The sequence below is a fragment of the Anaeromyxobacter soli genome (assembly GCF_022808855.1).
Taxonomy (GTDB): Bacteria; Myxococcota; Myxococcia; order Myxococcales; family Anaeromyxobacteraceae; genus Anaeromyxobacter; species Anaeromyxobacter soli.
This window is the reverse complement of sequence record NZ_JAKZLF010000014.1, coordinates 23,026-46,046: the sequence shown is the minus strand read 5'-3', so window position 1 is coordinate 46,046 and position 23,021 is coordinate 23,026. Positions and strand designations below refer to the sequence as shown.

Sequence of the window (23,021 nt, the reverse complement as noted above, 5' to 3'; positions counted from 1 at the left end):
GGCCGGGCAGCGCGCGCGCGGAGCTGAAGGCGCTGGCGCGCCCGAGCCACGTGCTCCTCGTGCCGCTCGGCGAGGTGAGCCCGAAGGTCGTCGCCGAGGCGGCCCAGGCGCTGCGCGAGGTGCTCGGGGTCGCCGCGAAGAACGGCCCCTCGCTCGATCGACCGCGCTACGCGTTCAACGAGGCGCGCGGCCAGTACCACGCCACCTCGATCCTCCGCCGCCTCGCCTCGCTGCGCACGGGCGGGAGCGGGCCGGTCCCGGTGGTGGGGATCACCGACGTCGATCTGTTCCTCCCCGACGCGCCCTACGTCATCGGCGACGCCGACCGCGACGCGGGGGCGGCGATCTTCTCGCTCGCGCGGCTCTCGCACGGGGCGCCCGCGGAGGTCCGGCGGCGCGCGCAGGTCGAGACCGTCCACGCGACCGGCCACCTCCTCGGCCTCTCGCACTGCGCGGACTACCGCTGCGCCATGTTCGTCTCCCGCGACGCCGCCGACTCGGACCGCAAGGGCCCCGGCCTGTGCTCGAGCTGCCGCGCCGCGCTCGGCTCGGAGGGGTGACGCCGCGGTGCGGCGGCTCTGCCAGACGGAGCGGTCGAGCTGCGGCGCGTGCTGCGGGCTCTACAACGGCCGCGACCTCTCCCGCGAGGGCCTGCGCGCGGAGCTCTCCCGGCGCAGCCGCGCACTCGCCCGCGTGCCGCGGACGCCCGCGGCGTTCCGCGCCGCCGCGGCGGCCATCGCCGCCGACTCGCCCGCGCCGCTGTTCCCGTCGGTGCGGATCTGCCCGCTGCTCGGCTTCCTCGACGCGGCGGAGACGCGCGTCGGCTGCCTCGCCCACCCGCTCGCGACCGGCGGCGCCGACCTGCGCGACTGCGGCGTCTACGACGTCACCACCTGCGACGCGTTCCTCTGCCCGAGCCACGCCTGGCTCACGGAGGAGGAGGCGGCGCTCCTCGACCGCGCCCTCGCGGACGACTTCCACCTCTACGGGCTCGTCGTGACGGACGTGCCGTTCCTGCGCGCGGCGCTCGCGGGCGTGTCGGCGCGCACCGGGGCGAGGGTGGAGCTCCGCCACCTCGAGCACGCGCCCTTCCGCTCCGCGCTGCGGCGGCTCTTCGCCCTCAAGGAGGAGCTCGCCCCCGGCTCGGAGGGGCTCTTCGGTGCGTTCCGGCCGGGCAGGGACGGGGAGCCGGTGCCGCGCCGCATCGACTACGAGGCCCTGGGCGCCGCGCCGTCGCCCTATGACGAGATCCTCACCTGCGTGGGCGCGGACCCGCGCTCCGGGAACGACCTCGAGCTGTTCGAGCGCGAGGTGACGCGCCGGCTCGACGCTGCGGCGGCGGCGTTCCCGCGCGCGGGCGGTCGCTAGCCGGCGGCGAGCTCCGCGCGACGCTCCCGCGACGCGAGGCCCGGCTGCACGGCCGCCCACGAGTCCGCGCTCAGCGCAGGAAGCCCGCGCGCCGCGCCACGTCCCGGATGGCGTCGGCGATGGGGCCCGGCGCCTCCTCCTGCGGGTAGTGGCCGGCGGAGAGGCGCGTCACGCGCGCCCGGGGCAGCGCCGAGGCGACGCCGCGGAGGGCGCGGCCGAGCACCGGATCGCGCTCGCCCCACACCACCGCGGCCGGGCCGTCGAAGGCGGTCGCGACGGCGAGCGCGCGCTCGAGGCCGGCGACGGAGGGGTGATCGGGGCGGAGCGGGACCATCCGCGCGAGGGCGAGGGGCGCCGTGCGATCGCGGAGCCGCCGCAGCGGCCAGCGGTAGGCGCGCGCGACGTCTCCGCGGATCGAGCGGCGATCGGCCTGCGCGAGGTGGAGCGCGTTCTGCGGGAAGCCGAGGAGCCGGAAGAGGAGCGCGGGGAGGACGGGTAGGTTCGCGAGGCGGTGGAAGGCGGTCTTGCGGGAGCCCGGGCGCGGGGGTCCGACGCCGGTGTTCGTGACGACGAGCCCGGCGAGCCGGCCCGGCCGATCGGCGAGGGCGGCGAGGCCGATGGGGCCGCCCCAGTCGTGCACGGCGAGGACGAAGCGGCCGGGGACGACCGCGTCGAGGAAGGCGCCCATCACGCGGGCGTGGTTCTCGAGCGTGTGGAAGCGCGGGTCGCGCGGCTTCTCGGAGAGGCCGAGGCCGGGGAGATCCGGCATGACGAGGCGGAGCGGCGCGTCGCGGAGCCCGTGGGCCACCTCGCGCCAGAGGAAGCTCCAGGTCGGGTTCCCGTGGAGCAGCACGACCGCCGGCGCGCCGGCGGGACCCGCCTCCATGACGTGCAGGGCGAGGCCGCCGGCGACGACCACCGAGCGCTCGAACGGGAGCGCCCGGGCGAGGAACGGCGGGAGCGGCGGGGCGGGGAGCCGCTCCACGAATCCCCTACCCTTCGCGCGGCGCGCGCGCGGCCGGGAGCCCGAGCGCGACGATCTCGGCGACGTCCAGGACCTTCAGCTTCTCCTCGCGGCCGGTCTCGTTCACGCCGTCCTTCATCATGGTGAGGCAGAACGGGCAGCCGGTGGCGATGACGCCGCCGGTCTCGCCGAGCGTCCGGGCCGCCTCCTCCACCCGGTCCTGGTTCACCCGCGTGCCGAGCTTCTCCTCGAGCCAGAAGCGGCCGCCGCCGGCGCCGCAGCAGAAGCCCTGCCGGCGGTTGCGCTCCATCTCGACGAGCTTCACGCCCGCGACGGCGCCGAGCGCCTCGCGCGGCGCCTCGGTGACGCCGTTCCAGCGCGCGAGGTAGCACGGGTCGTGGAAGGTGACGGGCCCGAGCCCCTCGGCCGCGCCGGGCGTGAGCCTCCCGTCGGCCACGAGCTTCGCGATGAGCTCGGCGTGGTGCACGACCTCGTAGCGCCCGCCGAACTGCGGCAGCTCGTTCTTGATCGTGTTGAGGCAGTGCGGGCACTGGACGAGGATCTTCTTCACGCCGTAGCCGTTCAGCGTGTCCACGTTCGCCTGCGCCTGCAGCTGGAACAGGTACTCGTTGCCGAGGCGGCGGGCCGCCTCGCCGTTGCAGGTCTCCTCCTCGCCGAGGATGGCGAACGAGACCTTCGCCTCGCGGAGGATCCGCACGATGGCGCGCGAGACCTTCTTCTGGCGGTCGTCGAACGCGCCGGCGCAGCCCACGAAGAACAGGTACTCGAACGGCTCGCCGGCCGCGGCGCGCGGCACGTCGAGGTCCTCGCACCACTCGGTGCGCTTGTTCGAGCCGATGCCCCAGGGGTTCCCCTGCGTCTCGATGCCCTTGAACACCCGGGCCGCCTCGTCCGGGAAGGCCGACTCGACGAGCACCTGCTGGCGGCGCATGTCCACGAGGCGCGGGATGTTCTCGATGAGGACCGGGCAGGCCGTCTCGCACCAGCCGCAGGTGGTGCAGGCCCAGAACGTCTCCGGCGGGATGACCGAGGTGATGGGCGGGAGCCCGGCGAGCGCGGCGTCGCGCGCGGCAGGGTCCTTTGCCCGGGCCGCGGCGGTGAGCGCGGGGGCCACCTCCGCGAGGTGGTGCCGGATCGACCGGTTCACCTCCTTGTGCGAGAGGGGCTTGCCGGTGACGTAGGTCGGGCAGTGCGTCTGGCAGCGCCCGCACTCGGTGCAGCTGTAGACGTCCCAGGCCTCCTTCCACGACAGGTCCTTCACGGTCGCGGTCCCGAAGCTCGCGTCCTCCGCCTCGAGGTCGAGCTTGCGGAGCGCGACGGCGGGGGGGAGCCGCGCGAAGAAGACGTTCGGGAGGCCGGTGATGATGTGGAAGTGCTTCCCGAACGGGAGGACGTTCAGGAACACGAGGATGAGGGCGAGGTGCAGCCAGAAGGCGAGGACGCCGAGCGCGTGCGCCTGGCCCGCCGGGAGCGGCGCGAGGAGCGCGCGGCCGAGCGCGCCGGCCGGTCCCCACGCGGAGCCGGGCGCGCCGCGCGAGAGGAGCTCCGACCCCTCGAACACGAGGTCCGTCACCATGAGGCCGGCGATGAAGAGCAGGATCACGACGCCCTCGGTCGAGAGCGTCACCCGGTCCGGCTTCGTGACGAGCCGCCGCCAGAGGAACCCGGCCACGCCCACCAGCGCCGCGAGCAGGACGAGGTCCTTCACGAGGCCGTACACGCGGCCGAACGGGGCCTCCGGCGCGAGGAGCGGCAGGTGGAACCCCTCGGAGAAGCCCATCCCGAACATCGTGATCGTGCGCAGCGCGAGCACGAGGAACGCCGCGAAGATGACGACGTGGAGGAGGCCCGGGCCGCGCTCCTCCGGATCGACGAGCCGCTTCTGGCCGAGGCCGAAGCGGAGGAGCGTCGCGAGCCGCTCGCCGGTCCGCGAGAGCCGGTCGTCGCGCCGGAGCGCGAGGAGCGGCGCGATCCTCTGGAGCATCGTGAACGCGAAGAACGCGAGCGCGAAGACGAGCATCGCGGCCGTGAGGAAGGGGCTCATGACGCGGCACGCTATCACCCCGCTCGGGCCCGGCAAGTCGCCGCAGCGGTCACGGCGGGGGGGCGAAAATGCCATGTCGGGAAGCGAAGGGGCCGCCCGCGGACGGGCGGCCTCCAGGCGTCTCGACCTTCACCCGGTGCTATGCCGGCTTTCAGCGCCGGCCGTTGCCCCGGCCGTCCTTCTCGTCGTCGTCGCCCTTCTTGTCTCCGCCCTGCCCGCGGCCGTTGCCGTTGCCATTGCCGCGGGGGCCGGCGCGGTCCGGACGGCCGCTCGGGGCGGGGGCGGGCGCGGCCTGGCCGGGCGGAGTGCCGCCGTGGCCCGGGGCGGCGCCGCTGTTGCCGGGCGAGGACGGCGCCTGCGCGGGAGAGGCGGCGCGGCCGGGCGTCGAGCCGTGGTCGCGATCGTCGTCGCCGCGGCCCGGCCGGCCCGCCGGCGGGGTCGGAGCCGGAGCCGGCGCCTGCGGGTAGGCCGGCGCGGCGTGGCCGGGCGGCGTCCCGCCGTGGCCGGGCGGGAGGTTGCCGTGGCCGGGGGCGTCGTCGGAGCGGCCGGGGCGGTCCTGCGTCGGATAGGGCGCGGGAGCCGGCGGCTGCGGGTAGGGAGCCGGCGCCGGGGAGGCATGCCCGGGCGGCGTCCCGCCGTGGCCGGGCGGGAGGTTGCCGTGACCGGGGGCGTCCTCGGAGTGGCCGGGGCGGTCCGGCTGCGGGTACGGCGGATAGCTCGGCGCCGGGGCGGGAGCCGGCGCGGGCAGCGGCGCGGGGCGCGGGGCCGGGTACGAAGGCGCGGGATAGGGGGCGGGACGCGGCGCCGGGTAGCCGGGCTGCGGCGCGGGAGCGGGGCGCCGGTCGTCGTAGCCGGGGTAGGCCGGCCGGCGATCGTCGTAGGCCGGACGCGGCGCCGGACGCCGGGCGGGCGCGACCACCGGCCAGTAGCTCGGCGGCGGCGGGCGGTTCGGGCGCCACGCGCCGCGGAACACGAAGCCGCGACCGCGGTTCCACGCGAAGTCCGGTCCGCTCGGCGGGTAGTACTCGTGGTTGTGCGGCCCGCGCACGTAGCACCAGCCGCGACCGGGCACCGGGTGCCCGCCGTAGTACGAGAACACGTACGGGCCGCGGTAGGAGTAGGCGCCGTCGTAGACGTCGTACTCGTCGAGGCGATCGGGGGCGTAGTCGTGCCGGTGCGGTCCCTCCTCGTAGCACCAGCCGCCGCCGAACGCGTCGGGCACGAAGTGCTGGCCCTCGTACCAGACCACCGCGACGCGGGGCGGCGCGGGCGCGGGCATGGGCGCAGGAGGCGGCGGAGGTGAGTAGACCGGCCGGCTCGCCGCGGTGTCGACGACGCACCCGGTGGCGAGGGCGGCGAAGGTGGCGGCGAGGAGGAGGCGCTTCATCGGGGAACTCCTTCGCGAGGGCTCGCTCGATCGACGCGTGGCGGGCGTCGGCATTCACCGGGGCGCCTCGCGCACCCCGCGGCGAGCGTAGTCGCAACGCGCGTGCCGGGCGAGCCCGCGACCGGAAAAGCGTGCGGGAGCGCGGCGCGCCGCGGCTGCGGGGGATGTGGGCGTGCCCGCCGCGCACGGGCGCGGGCACACTCGGCGGAACGCTCAGTGAATGACGCGCGCCAGCGGGAGGCCGTGGCGCACCCGCGCGTACCGCTCCAGGATCTCGCGGTACTCGTCGGCGGAGCGCGGGCCGGCGACGAGCCACTCCTCGCCCACGACGAGGGCGGGCGCGACCTCGACGCCGCGGTCCACCGCCTCCTCGTAGCGAGCGCGCACGCGCCGCTCGGTCGAGGGGGTCGCGAGCGCGCAGGCGAAGCGCGAGACGTCGAGGCCGGCGCACCCGGCGAGCTCGTAGAGGACGTCCCGGCGCGACACGTTCACCCCGCGGAAGAGGGCCGCCTGGCGGAGCGCGGTGCGGAGCGCCTCCTCGCTCCCGGCGCCCTGGAGCCGCGCGGCGGCGAGCGCGGCGAGGGGCGGGATGGACGAGAGCGGCGGATCCTGCGAGAGCCACAGGTCGGGCGTGATGCCCTGCGCCTCGGGCTCCTTCGCGGCGCGCCGCGCGGCGCGGGCGAGCCGTTCACGCTCGGTCCGCGACATCGCGCGCGGCTCGAGGCGCAGCGGGAACGGCTCGTGGCGGAGCGGCTCGTAGGTGCGCTCGAGGTCGGCGAGCGCGGCGGCGATGCGCTTCTCGGCGACGAGGCACCAGGGAGAGAGCGGATCCTCGTACAGGACGAGCGGGATGGGCTCGACGGGCGGGGTTCGAGGTGGCACGGTTGCGCGGATTCTAGATGCCGCGATCCGTTTGTTGAAGGGGCGTCCGCGGGCTGGCCTGCTCGCCTGGCCGCTCCCCACCTCCACTCACACGAGGTGGCCGCCCACGTAGCCGGAGTGGCGGGCGTGGCCGTACTCGACGGCGTGCGACACGTAGGCCGTGGCGATGTCCACGCCGGTGGCGGCCTCCAGCCCCTCGAAGCCGGGCGAGGAGTTGACCTCCATGATCTTCGGGCCGGTGCGCGCCTCCAGCATGTCGACGCCGGCGACCTCGAGCCCCATCACGCGCGCGGCCTTCACCGCCACCTCGGCGAACTCGCGCTCGAGCGCGACCGCTTCGGCCACGCCGCCGCGGTGGATGTTGGAGCGGAACTCGCCCGCGCGCGCGGTGCGCCGCATGGCGGCCACCACGTGATCGCCCACGACGAGCGCCCGCACGTCCTTGCCGCGCGACTCGGCCACGAGCTCCTGCAGGAGGATCTCCTGGCCGAGCGTCCAGAGCGTGTCGAGCATGCCCTCCACCTCGGCGGAGGTGTGGGCGATCATGACGCCCACGCCCTGCGTCCCCTGGATGAGCTTGATGATGCAGGGCAGGCCGCCCACCATCTCCACCGCCTGGGGGACCTCGTCGCGGTAGCGGCACATCACCGTGCGCGGGATGTCGATGCCGAAGCGCGAGAGGAGCTGCAGCGCGCGGAGCTTGTCGCGCGAGCGGGCGATGGGGATGGCGTTGTTGAGGACCGGCACGCCCATCATGTCGAACTGGTTCACCACCGAGAGGCCGTAGCCGGTGATGGAGGCACCGATGCGCGGGATGACCACGTGGAGGTCGGTCGCGAGGACCTCCTCGCCGCCGTAGAAGATCCGCGGACGGTCGCGGCCGAGCACCATGTTGCAGCGGAGGGTGTCGAGCACGCGCGGCGCGTGGCCGAGCGCGGTCGCGGCCTCCACGAGCCTCCGCGTCGAGTAGAGCTTCGCGTTGCGCGAGAGGATCGCGACGCCGAGCCCCTCGCCTGGAGCGGTCGCGCGACGGCGGCGCGCGCGGGGTCGCGCTCCGTTCCTGCGGGGGGGCGGCATGAGGCGGGGAAGGTTAGCGGCGCGTCGTCCGGCCCGCAATGGAGCGCCCGCGCGCAGCGGTTCGTTGAGAAACTCCCGCCGCGCTGCTAGAACCCCTGGTTTCCCAGAGGAAAATGCCGTGGACTACAAGGACACCGTCAACCTCCCGAAGACCGCGTTCCCGATGAAGGCGAACCTGCCGCAGCGGGAGCCCGAGATCCTGCGCGGCTGGGAGGAGCAGACGATCTTCCAGCGCCTCGTCGCCTCGAACGCGGAGCGGCCGGGCGCGAAGCGCTTCGTGCTCCACGACGGGCCGCCCTACGCGAACGGCGACATCCACATCGGCCACGCGCTCAACAAGATCCTGAAGGACGTGGTGGTGAAGTACCGCAACCTCAAGGGCGAGGTGGCGGACTACGTGCCGGGCTGGGACTGCCACGGGCTCCCCATCGAGCTCAAGGTGGACAAGGAGCTCGGGCCGAAGAAGCGCGACATGGACCGCGCCCAGATCATCGAGGCGTGCCGCGCCTACGCCCAGAAGTGGATCGAGCGGCAGCGCGAGTCGTTCAAGCGGCTCGGCGTCTTCGGCCGCTGGGACGATCCGTACACCACCATGTCGAAGGGGTACGAGGCGGAGATCGTCCGGACGCTGGCGCGCGCCGCGGAGAAGGGGTTCCTCTTCCGCGGCAAGAAGCCGGTCTACTGGTGCGTCACCGATCGCACCGCGCTCGCCGAGGCGGAGGTCGAGTACGAGGACCACACCTCGCCCTCGATCTACGTGGCCTTCGACCTCGTCTCCCCGCTCCCCGACGCGAAGCTCGCCGGGAAGAAGGCGCGCCTCGTCATCTGGACCACCACCCCCTGGACGCTCCCCGCCAACCTGGCGGTCGCGGCGCACCCCGAGTTCACCTACGTCGCCTACGAGCTGCGCGGGCACGTGCTCGTCGTCGCGAAGGACCTCCTCACCCGCTTCCTCGCCGACTGCGCGCCGGAAGAGCTCGCGGTGAAGGACGTGCCCGTCGCGCACTCCCCCGACGCGCACGCCGCGGCGACCGGCGGGGGCGGGCTCGTGCCGAGCGCGCACCTCGTCCACCCCGAGCGGATCCTCGCCTACCTCGACGGCAAGGCGCTCGAGGGGCTCACCTACCGCCACCCGTTCATGGACCGCGAGTCGCCGGTGATCCTCGGCGAGCACGTGACCCTCGAGGCCGGCACCGGGCTCGTGCACACCGCGCCCGGCCACGGCGCCGAGGACTACCAGGTCGGCCTCGCCTACGGGCTCGAGGTCCTGAACCCGGTGGACGGCGCCGGCCGCTTCACCGCGGAGGCGGGGAAGTACGCGGGCAAGAAGATCTTCGAGGCGAACGCGGAGATCGTGGCGGACCTGCAGGCCTCGGGGCACCTCCTCTCCGACCCCAAGGCCACCCTCCGCCACAGCTACCCGCACTGCTGGCGCTGCCACAACCCGGTGGTCTTCCGCGCCACCGACCAGTGGTTCCTCTCCCTCGAGCACGACGGGCTGCGCAAGAAGGCGCTCGACGCCATCGACCGGGTGCAGTGGATCCCGCGCTGGGGGCGCGAGCGCATCTACGGGATGATCGAGAACCGCCCGGACTGGTGCCTGTCCCGGCAGCGCACCTGGGGCGTGCCGATCCCGGTCTTCTACTGCGAGGGCTGCGCCGAGCCGCTCGTCTCGCCGCCGGTGATGGAGCGGGTCGCGCAGGCGTTCGAGGCGGAGGGCATCGAGGCCTGGTACCGCCACGCCCCGGCCGACTTCACGCAGGGCGAGGCCTGCCCGAAGTGCGGCAAGGCCGAGTTCCGCCGAGAGCAGGACATCCTCGACGTGTGGTGGGACTCGGGCGTCTCCTGGGCGGCGGTGGCCGCGAAGCGCGGCTTCGGCGTGCCGGTGGACCTCTACCTCGAGGGCTCCGACCAGCACCGCGGCTGGTTCCACTCCTCGCTCCTCACCTCGGTCGCCATCCGCGGCCAGGCCCCCTACCGCGGGGTGCTCACCCACGGCTTCGTGCTCGACGGCCAGGGCAAGGCCATGTCGAAGAGCCTCGGGAACACCGTCGCGCCCGAGGAGATCATCAAGAGGTACGGCGCGGACATCCTGCGCCTGTGGGTGTCGGCCGCCGACTACCGCGACGACGTGCGCATCTCCGCCGAGATCGTGGCCGGCCTCGCCGAGGGCTACACCAAGATCCGCAACACGGTGCGCTACATGCTCGGCGCGCTCGACGGCTTCGACCCGGCCCGCGACGCGGTGCCGCTCGAGGAGCTCGAGCCGCTCGACCGCTGGGCGCTCGCGAAGCTCGCCGCCTGGGACGAGAAGGTGAAGGCGGCGTACGAGGAGTACGAGTTCCACCTCGCCTACCACGCGACGATGCAGCTCTGCGCGGTGGACCTGTCCGCCCTCTACTTCGACATCATCAAGGACCGGCTCTACACCTGGAAGAAGGACGGCAAGCCCCGGCGCTCGGCGCAGACCGCGCTCTGGCTCGTCTGCCAGGACGTGCTGCGGCTCCTCGCGCCGGTGCTGTCGTTCACCGCGAGCGAGGCGTGGGGGCACCTGCCGGGCAAGCCCGCCGAGAGCGTGTTCCTCGCCGGGCTCCCCACCCGCGCGCGCCCCGCGGACGCGGAGGCGCTGGAGGCCCGCTACGGGAAGCTCTTCGAGGTCCGCGCCTCCGTGCAGAAGAAGCTCGAGGAGGCGCGGCGGGCGGGGCTCATCGGGAAGAGCCTGGAGGCCGCCGTGACGATCCGCGCCGAGGGCGAGACGCGCGCCCTCCTCGAGGAGGCGAAGGCCGAGCTGCCGACGCTGCTCATCGTCTCGCGGGTGACCCTCGCCGACGGCCCCGCGGCCGTCGAGGTCGAGCGCGCGCCGGGCGAGAAGTGCGAGCGGTGCTGGATCTACGCCGACGATCGCGGCATCGACCCGGCCCACCCCACCCTCTGCGGCAAGTGCGCGGGCGCCCTGCGATGAGCGCGAGCCGGCCGTTCTCCAAGTGGGCGCTCCTCGCCCTCCTCTTCGTCTCGCTCGTCGCGGTGGACCAGTGGACGAAGTACCTGGCCGTCGAGCGGCTCACCACCCTGTTCGACCGGACCGGCGCGCAGTCGCTCGGGGAGCGGGTGGCGGGGTTCCTCGAGCACGAGCACCTCGAGGAGATCTCGACCGAGCCGTACTACGTGTGGCGGCCGGTCTGGCGCATGAACTACGTGGAGAACCCGGGCGCCGCCTGGGGGCTCTTCCGCGGGCACTCGGAGCGCTTCCGCAACGGCTTCTTCACGCTCGTCTCGCTCGGCGCAGTGGCCTTCATCCTCTACTACTTCCGCAGGCTGCGTCCCGAGCAGCGCTACCTCCAGGTCGCGCTCGCGCTCGTGCTCTCCGGCGCGGTGGGGAACTTCCTCGACCGGCTCGCCCGCGGCTACGTGATCGACTTCGTCGAGTGGTACTGGTGGAACCGGCCGGACATCCGCTGGCCGACCTTCAACGTCGCCGACTCGCTCATCGTGGTGGGCGTGGCGATGCTGGTCCTCCACCCCGGCTCCGGCAAGGCGGCCCAGGCGAGCGGCGCCGCCGCCGAGGGCGACCGGCGCGCGTCCACGGGCGCCTAGCGCCGGTGCGTCCGCGCGCGGGCCACCGGCGCGGGCCCGCGCCGAAGGGATCCGAATGCACCCCATCCTCCTCCACCTCGTCGTCCCCGCGGGCCTCGGCAAGCTCGTGGCGCTGGCGGTGCTGGTCATCTCCGTCGTCGGACGCGCGGCGTCGCGGCTCCGCGCGGCGCGGCGCGCGGACGAGCCGCTCTCGGTCGGCCAGGCCTTCCGCGCGGACGGGCTCTCGAGCCTCGCGCTCGCCGCCGCGGTGCTCGCCCTCTGGCGCGCGGGGCTCCTCGACCGGGGGCTCCGGCTGCCCGTCCACGCCTACGGCCTCCTCATCGCCGCGGCGTTCGTCATCGGCATCTGGCTCGCGCAGCGCGAGGCGCGCCGGGTCGGCCAGGACGCCGAGCGGCTCGCCGACCTCGCCTTCTGGGTGCTCGTCGCCGCGCTCGCCGGGAGCCGCGTCTACTTCATCCTCGTGAACGCCGGCACGTACTTCGGCTCAGGCAGCGCCTTCGTCGCGACGCCCCTCGGGCGGATCCCGCGCGTCCTCGCGATCTGGGAGGGCGGCCTCGTCTTCTACGGCGGCTTCATCGGCGCGGCGCTCGCGGCCGCGCTCTACATGCGCCGGCACCGGATGCCGTTCCTCGCCCACGCCGACACGCTCATCACCTCGGTCGCCTTCGGCCACTTCCTCGGCCGGCTCGGCTGCTTCTGCGCGGGGTGCTGCTGGGGCGGGCTCGCGGATCCGTCGCTGCCCTGGGCGGTGCGCTTCCCGCCGGAGTCGCTCGCCTACAAGACGTTCCTCGAGCGCCCGGAGCCGGCGCACTACCTCGCCGCCGGCTGGGCGACGACGCTCCCGCTCCACCCCACCCAGCTCTACGAGGCGTTCGGCGAGCTCGCCCTGTTCCTCCTCCTCGCCCTCGTCATCCGGCCCCGCAAGCGCTTTCACGGCCAGGTGCTCGCGAGCTGGCTCCTCGCCTACGCGGTGCTGCGCACGGTCGTCGAGCTCTTCCGCGGCGACGTGGAGCGCGGCGTCTACCTGGGACTCGGCGCCGGCCAGTGGACGTCGTTCCTGATCCTCGCGGTGGGCGTCGCGGTGTGGGTGGGTGCGCGCAAGGAGCGCCCCGCGATCGCCGCGGCGGGCGCGCAGTAGCGGGAACGTTGATCGCCTCCGCGCGCGGCCGATAGACTCCGCGCGTGCCCGTCCCGCCGAAGCCGCCCGCACGTCCCGGAGCCCCGCTCGCGAAGGGCGCGCTGGGCGCCGAGGATCCGCTCTCGAGGTCGCGCCGCGGCAAGGACGAGCTCGCCGAGGCGGTGCAGGGCCTCGAGGAGGAGCTCGAGACCCTCAAGGCCCGCTACGAGCAGTACTTCCTCGGCATCGAGCGGCGCGAGCCGGTGCGCTGGCGCGAGGAGCTGAAGCGCAACGTGGCGCGGGTGAAGGGCGCGTTCACGCGGAACGCCGGGCTGCGCTTCCGCATCCAGGCGCTCCACGCGCGCTACCTCTCGTACGAGCGCCTCTGGATGCGCAGCGCGCGCGAGCGCGAGGAGGGGACCTACAAGCGCGATCTCTTCAAGGCGCGGCTGCACGCTCGCGCCAAGGCCGAGCGCGCGCAGGAGGCGGGCGGGAAGGCGGCCGCCGAGGGCGCGGGCCCGGCGCCCGTCGAGCCCGCCGCGGCCGCGAGCCCGCCCGCGGTGCCCGCCCGCCCGCCGCAGCCGGCGGCGTCGCGGACCCCGGCGCCCGGCGGCGTCGGCGAGGCCCAGCTCCGGGCGCTCTACGAGGCCTACGTCGCCGCGAAGAAGCAGTGCAACGAGGATGTCTCGCGCCTCACCTACGAGGCGGTCGCGAGGAGCGTCGCGAAGCAGGTGCCGGAGCTCATGACGCGCTTCAAGGCGAGGTCCGTCGACTTCAAGGTCGAGGTGAAGGACGGGCGCGCCGTGTTGAAGGCGATCCCGAAGGTCTAGGCCGCGCGGCGGGCCGCGTCCCCAGCCGCTTCGTTCGTTTCACGCCAAACGAATGGTTTCCCCGGTCGCGCCCGTGCGCGCCCGGCGCGGGCCTCGTCGATTCCGGGGCGCGCTCCAACCGGGAGGGACCCGCCCGGCACGGCCCGTGCGGTTTTTCCGCCGCGGCGAAGCGGGCTTCCGCCCGTGGCTCACACCCGGGGCCGTCTCGCGCGGAGGATGTGGTCCGGCGCCGACATGGAGACGTTCCTGCGGACCGAGGCGCGACGCCCGGTGGCCCTTGGAGGGAGGTCCGCTTGAGAACGCTCGCGCTTCTCGCCGCCGTCGCCCTCGCGGGCGCCTGCGGGCCGTCGAGGGAGCTCGAGGTCCACCGCGCGCGGCTCGCCGCCGAGCGCCGGGAGCTCGAAGCGACCTTCGATCACCTCGAGGACCGGCTCGTGGTGAACCAGGCGCGGGTCCGCTTCTGGCGGGAGATGCGCGAGCGGCACGAGGGCGTGACGGCCATCGCCTGCGCCTCGCTCGAGCAGCACGCCGAGGACATCGCCCGGCGGATGGCGCCGCCGCCGCCCGCGCTGCGCCAGGCGCGCTCGTCGCTGCACAACTCGCGGGTCGCCGCGCGCGGCGGGCCGCTGGACGAGCCGTCGCCCGCCGCCCGAGCCGATCGCTCCGAGTAGGCGCGCGCCGCCGTCTCAGGCCCTCCGGCGGCGGCCGCGTTTTCGATTTGCCTTCCGGCCCCGGTCGATCGTAGAACGCTCCCCGCGGTGGGCCCCCCGGCCCGTCGCGGACCGTTCGCCTGGGTAGCTCAGTCGGTAGAGCAGGGGACTGAAAATCCCCGTGTCGGTGGTTCGATTCCGCCCCCAGGCACACTCATCTTCGCTCGAACATCTGGCCCATCAGACCGCGAGGTCTGGTGGGCCTTCTGGTTTTCGGGGGCGGCGCGCGGTCCACTGGCTGGCCCGCGGGACCTCCGAGCCCTCACGCGACCGCTAGTCCTCCATGAACGGGTACTCGTGCTGCGCGTCACGCACCGTGAGCGCTCGTTTCCCGCCGGCGCCCCGTCCGACCACGAACTCGAGCCCCTGCACTCCGGGGGCGATCGTCAGGAACGAGATGGTGCCGTCCGGATTCCGGCGCGAGGCCACCTCGCTCCGCCACTCGCCGAAGTCGAAGACGGTGGCGGCGCCGCTGCGGCTCACCGCGATGCTCCCGAGCGCCGTGCTCGCGTAGCGCGGGGCGAGCCGGGCACTCTCCGCCGCGTCGGCGGGGACGGTGAGGAGCTTCCGCTCGGCGGCGAGCTCGTCGAAGAACGTCTTCGCCGCGGCCGTCGCCTGAGCGTCGGCCTCGGGTCTGCCGTCGAAGAGCACTTCCAGGAGCTTGCGGCGGAACACGTCCCGGAGCGCCCAACCGGGATCGCCGTTGGTCAGGATCACCGCGCCCACCGCCTGCCCGGGCAGCCAGATCATGTCGCTGTGGTAGCCAATCATGTCGCCCCCGTGGTGCACCACCGGGACGCCGTAGGTGGTGTCCACCGCGAGCCCCATCCCGTAGGTCACGTCCTTCCCGATCGTCACCTGCGGCGTCCGCCGGTCGAGGAGCGGACCCTTCCCGACGTAGGGCGCGCCGCCCGGCAGCGTCCCCTCGTCGAGCTCCATCTGCACGTAGCGCAGGAGGTCGCGCACGCTGCTCCAGGCAGCGCCGGCCGGGCGAAGCGGGATGATCGACCGGTTGACGTCCATGACCGCCAGCGCGGGCTTCCCGTCCACGTCCGGCGCGTGCGCGTCGGCGTGGGCCGCGGCCAGCGCGCGCCGGAAATCGAACGTCGTGGCGGTCATCCCGAGCGGCCCGAAGACCTGCTCCTGCATGGCCCGGTCGTAGGCCGCACCGAGCTCCATGCCCGGGAAAAGGACGTGTCCCGCCGTGAACCCGGCCGCAGCCGCCAGGGGGTTCGAATACTGGAACAGCTCGCCGAAGCGGCTGGTGGGCTGCATGGTGGCGAGCTCCGCGAGGGCCTTACGGGGTGTGAGGTCGCCGAACTCGAGGAGCCACTCCATGTCCTGCCGGGGCATCCCGGTGCAGGCGCAGACGAGGTGCCTGATCAGCACCCGATGTGTCGTGTCAGCGTCGCCCAGCGCGAAGCCGGGGAGCACCGACGTGACCGGTGTCGTCCAGGTGAGCCGCTTCTCGTCCACCTCCTTCGCGAGGAGCAGCGTGGTGAGCGCCTTGGTGTTCGAGGCGATCATGAAGAGGGTGTCGCCGTCGACCGGCGCCGTGTCGCCCAGCTTTCGGACGCCGAGGCCGCCGGCGAAGACGACCTTGCCGCCCTGCACGATGCCGAGCCCCACCCCCGGCACCTTCATCGCCTGCATGGCGCGCTCCACGAAGCGGCGGAGCTCGGCCAGGCGTGGGGCGTCGATGGGTTCGGCCTTCTTCCCCGCGAAGCTCTCGCGGGCATAGCCCTTCGGTAGGAGCCGCCCGAGCACCAGGACGATCTGCCCGCGCCGCTTCTCGGCGACCGGCTGCGAGAGGTCGCCGATCACCACCGTCCAGCCGCCCGCAGAGAAGCGGGCGCTCGCGAACACGACCCGGCGCTCGTTCGGCGACGTCTGGTAGGCGAAGTCGCGGCGCCTCGACCAGCCGTCCTTGTCGGGAAGATCGGCCGCCACCTTGAGCGGCCACCGCGCGCCGGGCCTGTACGCCTTCCAGGCTGCCGCGACCGCGGCTTCGGCATCCGACGCCGCGACGTCGACCAGCGCCAGCCACGAGTCTCCCTCGGGCGCTTCGAGGACGGTCGCCGGACCGCGCACCACGAGCGACCAGCCGGCAGGCGCCAGGAACGGGTTGCCGCCCACGGTCGTCTTCGGGCCGTCGGCCGAGAGCCGCTGTGGCGCGGGCGCAGCCGGCGCGCCGTCCGTGGGCGCCGTGGGCGCCGTGGACGCCGGCGCCGGCCGCTGCGGTGCGGACGCCTGCGCGAGCGGGGGGACGGCGAAGAAGAACAGAAGACCGGCGGCGAAAGCGCGCATTGGACCCCCGCAGCGAAGCAGAGCGCGGAGAGAGAACCCCCGCACCATGGGTCGCAGGCTTTCATGCGGAGAGCGGGACGACAACACGCTTCCGGGGGCGCACGCCGTGGCCATCCAGGAGCCCTCGCGATGAGGGATTCGCGGGGCGCGCCTCGCCGGCGCCGTCCGGGTGGCGACACTCGGCCGTCTCGACCCGCGCTCCTCGCGGGCTCCGCGGTTGCCCCGGCCCCGGCCCCGGCCAGCGGCGTGGCCGGGGCCGCGAAGGCCGCTAGGGCGCGCTGATCACGATCGCCCCGCCCGCGAGGGCGTTGTTCGCCCCGTCGGGCTCCTTCGCCTGGTCGCCCTGGCACTCGTACTGATCAGTGGACCAGTTGAACTCGCAGACGGTGAAGTCGTCCGCGAGGACGCCGAGGTAGTACGTCCCCGGCGCCAGCGTCGGCGGGATCGCCACGAGGGTGGTGTCGGACGAGCTCGCGCCCGGCTGGAGCCCAGCGACGCTGCGGTACCCGAGCAGCAGATCCGACGCGGTGATGCTGGCATCGGAGGAGAGGTACACGCCAACGAGGAACGCGGGGGCGGCGCCGCCCGCGGCGCTCGCGGCCACCGTGTTCGCGACCGGGATGCTGGTCCCCCGCACCGCGGAGGCCGGGCCGGACACCGCGGTCGCCACGAGGTCGGGCCCGGTGATCGCGATGGTGCCGCCGGCGAGGCCGTTGTTCCCCTCGTCGCTCTCGGGCGTGGTGCCGTACGGATCGGCGAACGCGCCGAGCTGATAGGTGCCGCCCGCGATGCCCGCCGGGATCGTCAGCGTGACCGTGCCCGAGCGCGACGCGCCTGACGCGAGGTCGCCGGGGTACGCGGTCCCGATCGAGAGGTCCTGCGGCGTGATGAACAGGTCACTCGACAGGTAGAGCCCGAGCGGCGGGCTCGTCGCGCCCGCGCCCGTCGGGAGCGCCGAGAGCGTGTAGCTGACGGTGATGGTCTCGCCGGTGAGAGCGGCCGGTGGCCCGGAGACCGCGATCGGCGCGAGGTCGGGACGGACGAGGGTGAGGGCGGCGCCCGCGGAGGCGTTGTTCGTCTCGCTCTCCTCCTTGACCTGGTCGTACGGGTCGAGGATGGCGCCGAGGTAGTAGGTCGCCTGGGCGACGGAGCTCGGGACGCTCACCGTGAGCGTCGCCGAGCTCGTCTCGCCCGGCGCCGGCATCGCGAAGGTGCCGTAGCCGAGCCGCAGGTCGGAGGTCGTGATGACGGGATCGGTGGAGAGGTAGATCGACACCATCGTCGCTGGGCTCGCTCCGGAGCCGAGGTTCGCGACGGTCGCCGTGACCGAGAACGGGGTCGCCGTCCCGACGCTCTGCGGCGCCGCCAGCGCGGAGACGGTGAGGTCGGGTCCGGCCACGGCGACGGTGTTGCCGGCGCGGGCGTTGTTCGTCTCGCTCGCCTCCGCGACGCGGCCCTCGTAGTCGGCGATCGCGCCCACGTAGTACGTCCCCGGCGCGAGCCCCGCAGGCACCGTCACGCTCGTGTCGGCGCTGCTCGTGGCGCCCGGCGCGAGGCCGCCGAGCGCGCGGTAGCCGAGGAACCGATCCGCCGTGGTGATCGTCGGGTCCGTCGAGAGGTAGTAGCCGACCTTGAACGCCCCCGTCCCCCCGCCGACCGCCGCGACGGCGTCGTGGACGACGAGCGGCAGGCCCGTGCCGGCGGTGGCCGGCGCGCTCACCTCGGTGAGGACGAGGTCCGTACCGCCGACGACGATGGGCCCGCTCGCGCGAGCGTTGTTCGTCCCGTCGGGCTCCTTCGCGACGTCGCCGCCGTAGCAGTAGGAGTTGTACAGGTAGTCCTCGAAGCAGTACGTGAAGTCATCGGCGATGACGCCCACGTAGTACGTGCCGGGCGCGAGCCCGAGCGGCAGGGTGACCGGCGTCGAGGCGGAGCTCGAGGCGCCCGGCGCGAGCGCGGCGGCGGAGCGCCAGCCGAGGAGCAGGTCCGACGGCGTGATCACGGGGTCGGTGGAGAGGTAGAAGCCCACGTCGAACGGCGGCGTCGCGCCGCCCGCGGCGCTCGCCGCGATCGTGTCGAAAACGGTGAGGGTCTCGCCGACGACGCCGGACGCGGGCGCGGAGACGGAGGTGGCCACGAGATCGGGGCCGATCACGGTGAGCGCGCCCCCCGCGGCCGCGTTGTTCGCCTCGTCGAGCTCCAGGACCTCGCTCGCCACGTCCGCGATGGCCCCGACGTAGTAGGCGCCGCCGGCCCAGGTGACGGGGAGGGTCATCACCGTGGCCCCCGACGAGGAGGCGCCGGAGGCGAGGGAGGGGACGGTGCGCTCGCCGATCTTCAGGTCGGCGGTGGTGACGACGGGATCGTCGGAGAGGTACAGGCCGACCTTGAACGGCCCGGTGCCGCCGCCGGTCGGGCGCGCGGTGACCGTGTCCTCCACGGTGAAGGTCCCGCCGGTGAGCACCGTCGCGGGGCCGCTCACGGACGTGACCTCGAGATCCGGGCCGTCCACGACGACGCGTGGACCGACGAACACGTTGTTGTCCTCGTTCGACTCCTGGACGTAGCCGACCACGTCGACGATCGCGCCGAGGCGGTAGGAGCCCGCGGGGAGATCGCTCGGGAGCGACAGGGAGGTGGTCACGCTCGCGGAGGCGCCGCCATCGAGGAAATAGACCTGCTGCCATCCCAGCATGCGGTCGGCGGTGGTGATCGTGTCGTCCGTCGACAGGTACACGTTCACGATGACGTTGATGGCCTTTCCGCGTCCCGGGTTCGCGACGTTGGTCGTGAGCGAGAACGGGGTGGAGGTCCCCAGGCGCTCGGGGGCGGACATCGACGTCACGGTCAGGTCGGGCGGCTCGAACGTGGTCACGTTCGACGCCAGCTTGTAGTTGTTGTCGTCGTTGGCCTCGCTGTCGCTCGCGAACGCGACCACGCCCACGTGGTAAGGGCGACCGAGGAAGCCCTCCCAGTTCGCGGAGATCGTGTACGCGAGGTTGGTGCACCCTTGCTGAGAGTAAACGCGTTTCGCGGAGCCGAGCGCGACGTCGCCCGGCCCGAGCACGTCGTCCTCGGAGACGAACCAGACGACGCTGAAGTACTCGGCGGTGAGCTCGCCGCCGATGTTGCAGACCTGCGAGGTGACGGGGAACGCCATGCCGAGGCCCGCGACGTCAGGGGTCGTGACGGACGTGACGGTGAGGTCCGGGAGCGGCTTTCGGGTGACGAGGAGCGTGGTCGTGGCCGATTGTCCGCGCCCGTCGGTCGCCACCACGGTGATGAAGTTGTCACCGAGCGCGAGCGGGACGAGGGTCTCGAAGTAGCCGTCGGCGGCGCGGATCGGAACGGCGGCGCCGTTCACGGTGAGCGACGCCACGCCCGAGGGATCCACGGCCGTGCCGAAGACGACGGTCTCCACCTCCGGCGTCACCTCGCCCCGCGAGGAGTAGACGCCGAGCACGGGCGGCAGGACGGGAGTCGTGAACGTGCGCGGCGTGCCGCCCCCGTCGTCGACGGCGACGTTCCCGCCCTCGTCGGTGGACTGCACCGCGAAGAAGTAGGTCGCCCCCTCCTCGAGGGCGCCGAGGGCCACCCCGTGAGAGGTCGCGAGCCAGTGGAGCGCGGCCGTGCCGCCGAGGGCCTGTGTCTTCCCGTAGAGCACCGTCGCGGAGGCCGGCTCGCTCGTCGTCCAGGCGATCTTCGCGCTGCCCTGGTCGAGCGCCGCCACCGAGACGCCCGTGATGACGGGCGGGGTGAGATCGCCGACGGCGGTCGCGCTCGTGGTCGCGGGGGCGCCGGTCCCGTCGTCCTCGTCGTCGTACGTCGCGGTGAGGGTTCCGCCCTCGGTCACGGCGAGGATGCCGTCATGGGCGACCCCCGGGGCAGGGCCGGTCGGCAGCGTGCCCATGAAGATGGAGGTGTCCGGCCCGGTCTCGGTGAGCCACACGAACTCGCCGGCGGGGTCGGCGTCGCTGCGGACGGTCACGTACGCCTCGTCGGACACGTCCGGGCGGACGTTCAGGTCGCGATCGCCGACCTTCACCTCGATGCGGGTGGTCGCGCCATAGCGCGCCCGGTCCAGGCCGATGAAGCCCCGCGAGGAGATCCCGCCGGCCCCGCTGACGACCAGCGCGAACGGCTGCGGGCCGGACGGAACGTTGAAGCCCCTCACCCGCACCGTGTAGATGCCCCTGGCCGCATCGGGCAGATAGAACTGCTCCTCCACGTTGAGCCGATCGGCCGTGCCGCCAGTGACCGAGACCCCGCCCGAGAAGGCGTTCCCCGCGTACGTCGCGCCGTCCGGGGCGACGACCTCGAGGTCGAGGTCGTTCACGAGCTCGACGTCGGCGTACTGCGCGCCGGGGTAGTCCGTCCAGACGAGCGTCACCTTGAGCGGGGCGCCGCCGATCGCGAAGAGCGACTTCGTGAAGGTGTCGCCGGTCGCGACGCCCGGCTGGACGTCGGCCACGTCGAGGAACCTCGAGTCTCCCGCGAAGCGCAGGGTGTTCGACAGGTTGATGCGCCCCCAGCCCTGGGCGATGGTGGGGATGGGACCGCGCGTGTAGAGGCCGCTCATCGACTGGGCGCTGTTGACGAGGGTCGCCTTGACGAGGGCCGCGGAGGGAAGGAAGGCGTCGGCGGGGCTCGCCAGCCCCGACGGCCAGTAGCCGTCCACGTAGTACTGGCGCACGAGCGCGGCGGCGCCCGCCGTGGTGGGCGTCGCCATCGACGTGCCGCTATAGGCGATGGTGCCGCAGTTGTTGGTGTCGGGGAGGCCGTCCGAGTCGGCCGAGACGATGTTCACGCCGGGCGCGGTGAGGGTCGGCTTGAGCCGGCCGTCCCAGGCCGGGCCGTTGCTCGAGAAGTAGGCGACGTTCTCGGCCTGGTCGCCGTTCTCGGTCGCGCCGACGCTGACGATGTTCTTCGCGGTGGCGGGGGAGCCGACGCGGAGGTCGGTCGGACCGGCGTTCCCGTTGGCGAAGAGGACGAGGAGGTCCTTGTGCTCCCACATGAACCGGTCGGTGCTCCACGCTAGCCCGTCGTACCAGTTCGCGCCGGAGCCCCAGCTGTTCGTGTGGATGCGGGCGCCCGCGTCGTAGGGACGGACGTACAGATCGGCGAGGTCCTCGGGCACGAGGAGGTAGTTGGCTTCACCCGGCGTGAGATCCGTCATGAACAGCCGGGCGTTCGGGGCCATGCCGCCTGCGGTAGAGAGCCCCGTGACCGGCCGCTGGTCCCCCGCCACGGTGCCGGAGACGTGCGTGCCGTGGCCGAAGTTCCCGTCCCAGGCGTCCGCCGACGCCACGTAGCCGGCGACCTTGCGGTGCGCGGGGCCGACGGCCGCGCCGCTCGGGTCGCGGAAGAAGCACATGTCCATGTCGAGCCCGGTGTCGCCGACGCCGACGATCTGCCCCGCGCCGTCGAGCCCGGCGCCGAAGACCGGCGTCGAGCCGGGGACGTACGACTGGATCACCCAGCGCGACGTGTCGTTGAGGAGCTGCACCGGCAGCGCCTCCTCGATCCAGAGGACCTCCTCGAGCCGCGCGAGCTGGGCGATGAGGCCGGGCGGGACCTCGACCTGCGCGACGTCCCTGGCGACCCGCACCACGGTTCCCTTCTGACGCAGGACCTCGGACAGGAGGGCCGGCAGACCGTCGGCGGCGTCGACGCGCACGCGGAGCCGCAGGGACTTCGCGAGGTCCTTGCGGACCGCGCCATGCTCGTCCTTGAGCGCGCGGGAGAGCTTGTACGCCGGCTGGAAGCGCGCGACTCCGCGGACCTTCGAGAGCTTCGCGACGCCCGCGCGCGTGTCGTCGTCCATCGAGACGACGAAGGCGAATCCGGGGAGGTAGTCGCCGATCCGCGCCCCGGCCGCGGCGAGCCGCGCCTTGTCGGCCTCGTGGATGGGGCCGTCCAGCTGGACGATCCACTTCCTCCGCTTCGCGGCGGCGGCCGCGTGGCGATCGCCGCGCGAGGCCGGCGACGCGGCCGGAGCGGAGACCTCTACGACCTCGGCGGCGGGGTCGAGCGTCATCCCGGCCACGGCGGGGAGGTCCCGCTCCTCCTCGGCCGTGAGCTCGGCCGGGAGCGCGGGCGGCTTCCCCTTCACGTCGAGCGCGTAGCCGTTCACCTGGACGGCCCCCTCCACAGGACGGGTGACCTCGTGGGAGCGCTCGGGCTCGGCTCGCCGACCGCAGGAGACGACCGCCAGCAGCGAAAGACACAGCGCGACGCGTAGCCTCATCGTGTACCCCTCCATGCGCCTGCTCGGATGGCTGTAGTGGGGTCGGATGACAGACCACTCTGCCGGAGAGCGCCTCACCCGAATTCGGGATCAGCCCGCGAGGGTTCGTTCGTCAGGGCGCGAAACTTCACCGCACGAGACAGGCGATCAGGCGTTGACGACGAGTGTGAGTCTTTTCGGGCGACTGCGATCGGCGCGCAGCCTGGTGGAAGACGCACGAGCGTGAGGCCGTGCTCTGCCCGGCGCGAGTCGCACGCGTGGGCTCCTCCCGGCCTTGACCGTTGGTGCGGCGTCCCTCGCGGCGGATCGCGCGAGCTGCCGCGAGCGCGCTGCGCACGCGGACCACGAGTCGACGCCTCCCTGCCGCGTGCGACCGGAACCTGCCGAGCCTGCGTGGCGACCGCCGCGCGGCGGTCGGCCCGCCTGCCTCGCCGCCGGGCCCGGCGAGAGCCGGTGTGAGCCCCTGCCGCGTT

At 73.6% G+C, this 23,021-nt stretch carries 14 protein-coding genes and 1 tRNA gene; 8 read left to right on the top strand and 7 right to left on the bottom strand.

The features are described from left to right. The first annotated feature begins 50 nt into the window (after window positions 1-50). On the top strand, window positions 51-560 hold the full coding sequence (locus MLV88_RS11845) for an archaemetzincin (RefSeq protein WP_242355148.1): 510 nt from the start codon (window positions 51-53) through the stop codon (window positions 558-560). 7 nt (window positions 561-567) lie between these two features. Next, window positions 568-1,368, top strand: a complete 801-nt coding sequence (locus tag MLV88_RS11840; protein WP_242355146.1) for a hypothetical protein — start codon at window positions 568-570, stop codon at window positions 1,366-1,368. Window positions 1,369-1,438: 70 nt separating this feature from the next. On the opposite strand, the gene MLV88_RS11835 is transcribed toward MLV88_RS11840, so the two are convergent. The 5 genes from MLV88_RS11835 to MLV88_RS11815 all read right to left on the bottom strand — a co-directional run bounded on the left by MLV88_RS11835 (window position 1,439) and on the right by MLV88_RS11815 (window position 7,743). After that, window positions 1,439-2,353 carry an alpha/beta fold hydrolase gene (locus tag MLV88_RS11835; protein WP_242371389.1) on the bottom strand — a complete coding sequence of 305 codons (915 nt, stop codon included), beginning with the start codon at window positions 2,351-2,353 and terminating at the stop codon, window positions 1,439-1,441. Window positions 2,354-2,360: 7 nt separating this feature from the next. After that, window positions 2,361-4,397: a heterodisulfide reductase-related iron-sulfur binding cluster gene (locus tag MLV88_RS11830; protein ID WP_242334109.1), complete on the bottom strand. Its 2,037-nt coding sequence runs from the start codon at window positions 4,395-4,397 to the stop codon at window positions 2,361-2,363. Between the two features lie 151 nt (window positions 4,398-4,548). Continuing rightward, window positions 4,549-5,784, bottom strand: coding sequence for a glycoside hydrolase family 71/99 protein (locus MLV88_RS11825; protein WP_242360656.1), 1,236 nt, complete (start codon window positions 5,782-5,784; stop codon window positions 4,549-4,551). A gap of 213 nt (window positions 5,785-5,997) precedes the next feature. Then, entirely contained in the window at window positions 5,998-6,666 is a 669-nt protein-coding gene (locus MLV88_RS11820) for a DsbA family oxidoreductase (RefSeq protein ID WP_242334103.1), read from the bottom strand. Between the two features lie 87 nt (window positions 6,667-6,753). Then, a complete protein-coding gene (locus tag MLV88_RS11815) occupies window positions 6,754-7,743 on the bottom strand; it encodes a RimK family alpha-L-glutamate ligase (protein ID WP_242360655.1) in 990 nt (329 codons plus the stop codon). A 118-nt stretch (window positions 7,744-7,861) separates the two neighbouring features. On the opposite strand from MLV88_RS11815, the gene MLV88_RS11810 reads away from it, so the two are divergent. From MLV88_RS11810 to MLV88_RS11785, 6 genes are all read left to right on the top strand, one after another. Continuing rightward, window positions 7,862-10,705, top strand: a complete 2,844-nt coding sequence (locus MLV88_RS11810) for an isoleucine--tRNA ligase (RefSeq protein WP_242360654.1) — start codon at window positions 7,862-7,864, stop codon at window positions 10,703-10,705. Beyond that, complete coding sequence (gene lspA, locus MLV88_RS11805; RefSeq protein WP_242360653.1) at window positions 10,702-11,337, top strand: signal peptidase II; 636 nt, start codon at window positions 10,702-10,704, stop codon at window positions 11,335-11,337. The genes MLV88_RS11810 and lspA overlap by 4 nt, the downstream gene beginning before the upstream one ends. A gap of 55 nt (window positions 11,338-11,392) precedes the next feature. Then, complete coding sequence (lgt, locus tag MLV88_RS11800; protein WP_242360652.1) at window positions 11,393-12,475, top strand: prolipoprotein diacylglyceryl transferase; 1,083 nt, start codon at window positions 11,393-11,395, stop codon at window positions 12,473-12,475. A gap of 44 nt (window positions 12,476-12,519) precedes the next feature. Next, on the top strand, window positions 12,520-13,284 hold the full coding sequence (locus tag MLV88_RS11795; RefSeq protein ID WP_243337562.1) for an MXAN_5187 C-terminal domain-containing protein: 765 nt from the start codon (window positions 12,520-12,522) through the stop codon (window positions 13,282-13,284). Window positions 13,285-13,577: 293 nt separating this feature from the next. After that, a complete protein-coding gene (locus MLV88_RS11790) occupies window positions 13,578-13,955 on the top strand; it encodes a hypothetical protein (RefSeq protein ID WP_242334084.1) in 378 nt (125 codons plus the stop codon). Between the two features lie 117 nt (window positions 13,956-14,072). Next, window positions 14,073-14,145: transfer RNA gene (locus MLV88_RS11785), tRNA-Phe, on the top strand. A gap of 122 nt (window positions 14,146-14,267) precedes the next feature. Here MLV88_RS11785 and MLV88_RS11780 read toward each other — a convergent pair. Beyond that, a complete protein-coding gene (locus MLV88_RS11780) occupies window positions 14,268-16,301 on the bottom strand; it encodes a serine hydrolase domain-containing protein (protein WP_243337561.1) in 2,034 nt (677 codons plus the stop codon). Between the two features lie 268 nt (window positions 16,302-16,569). Next, window positions 16,570-22,548: a CARDB domain-containing protein gene (locus MLV88_RS11775; RefSeq protein ID WP_242353934.1), complete on the bottom strand. Its 5,979-nt coding sequence runs from the start codon at window positions 22,546-22,548 to the stop codon at window positions 16,570-16,572. Between the last annotated feature and the right edge of the window lie 473 nt (window positions 22,549-23,021).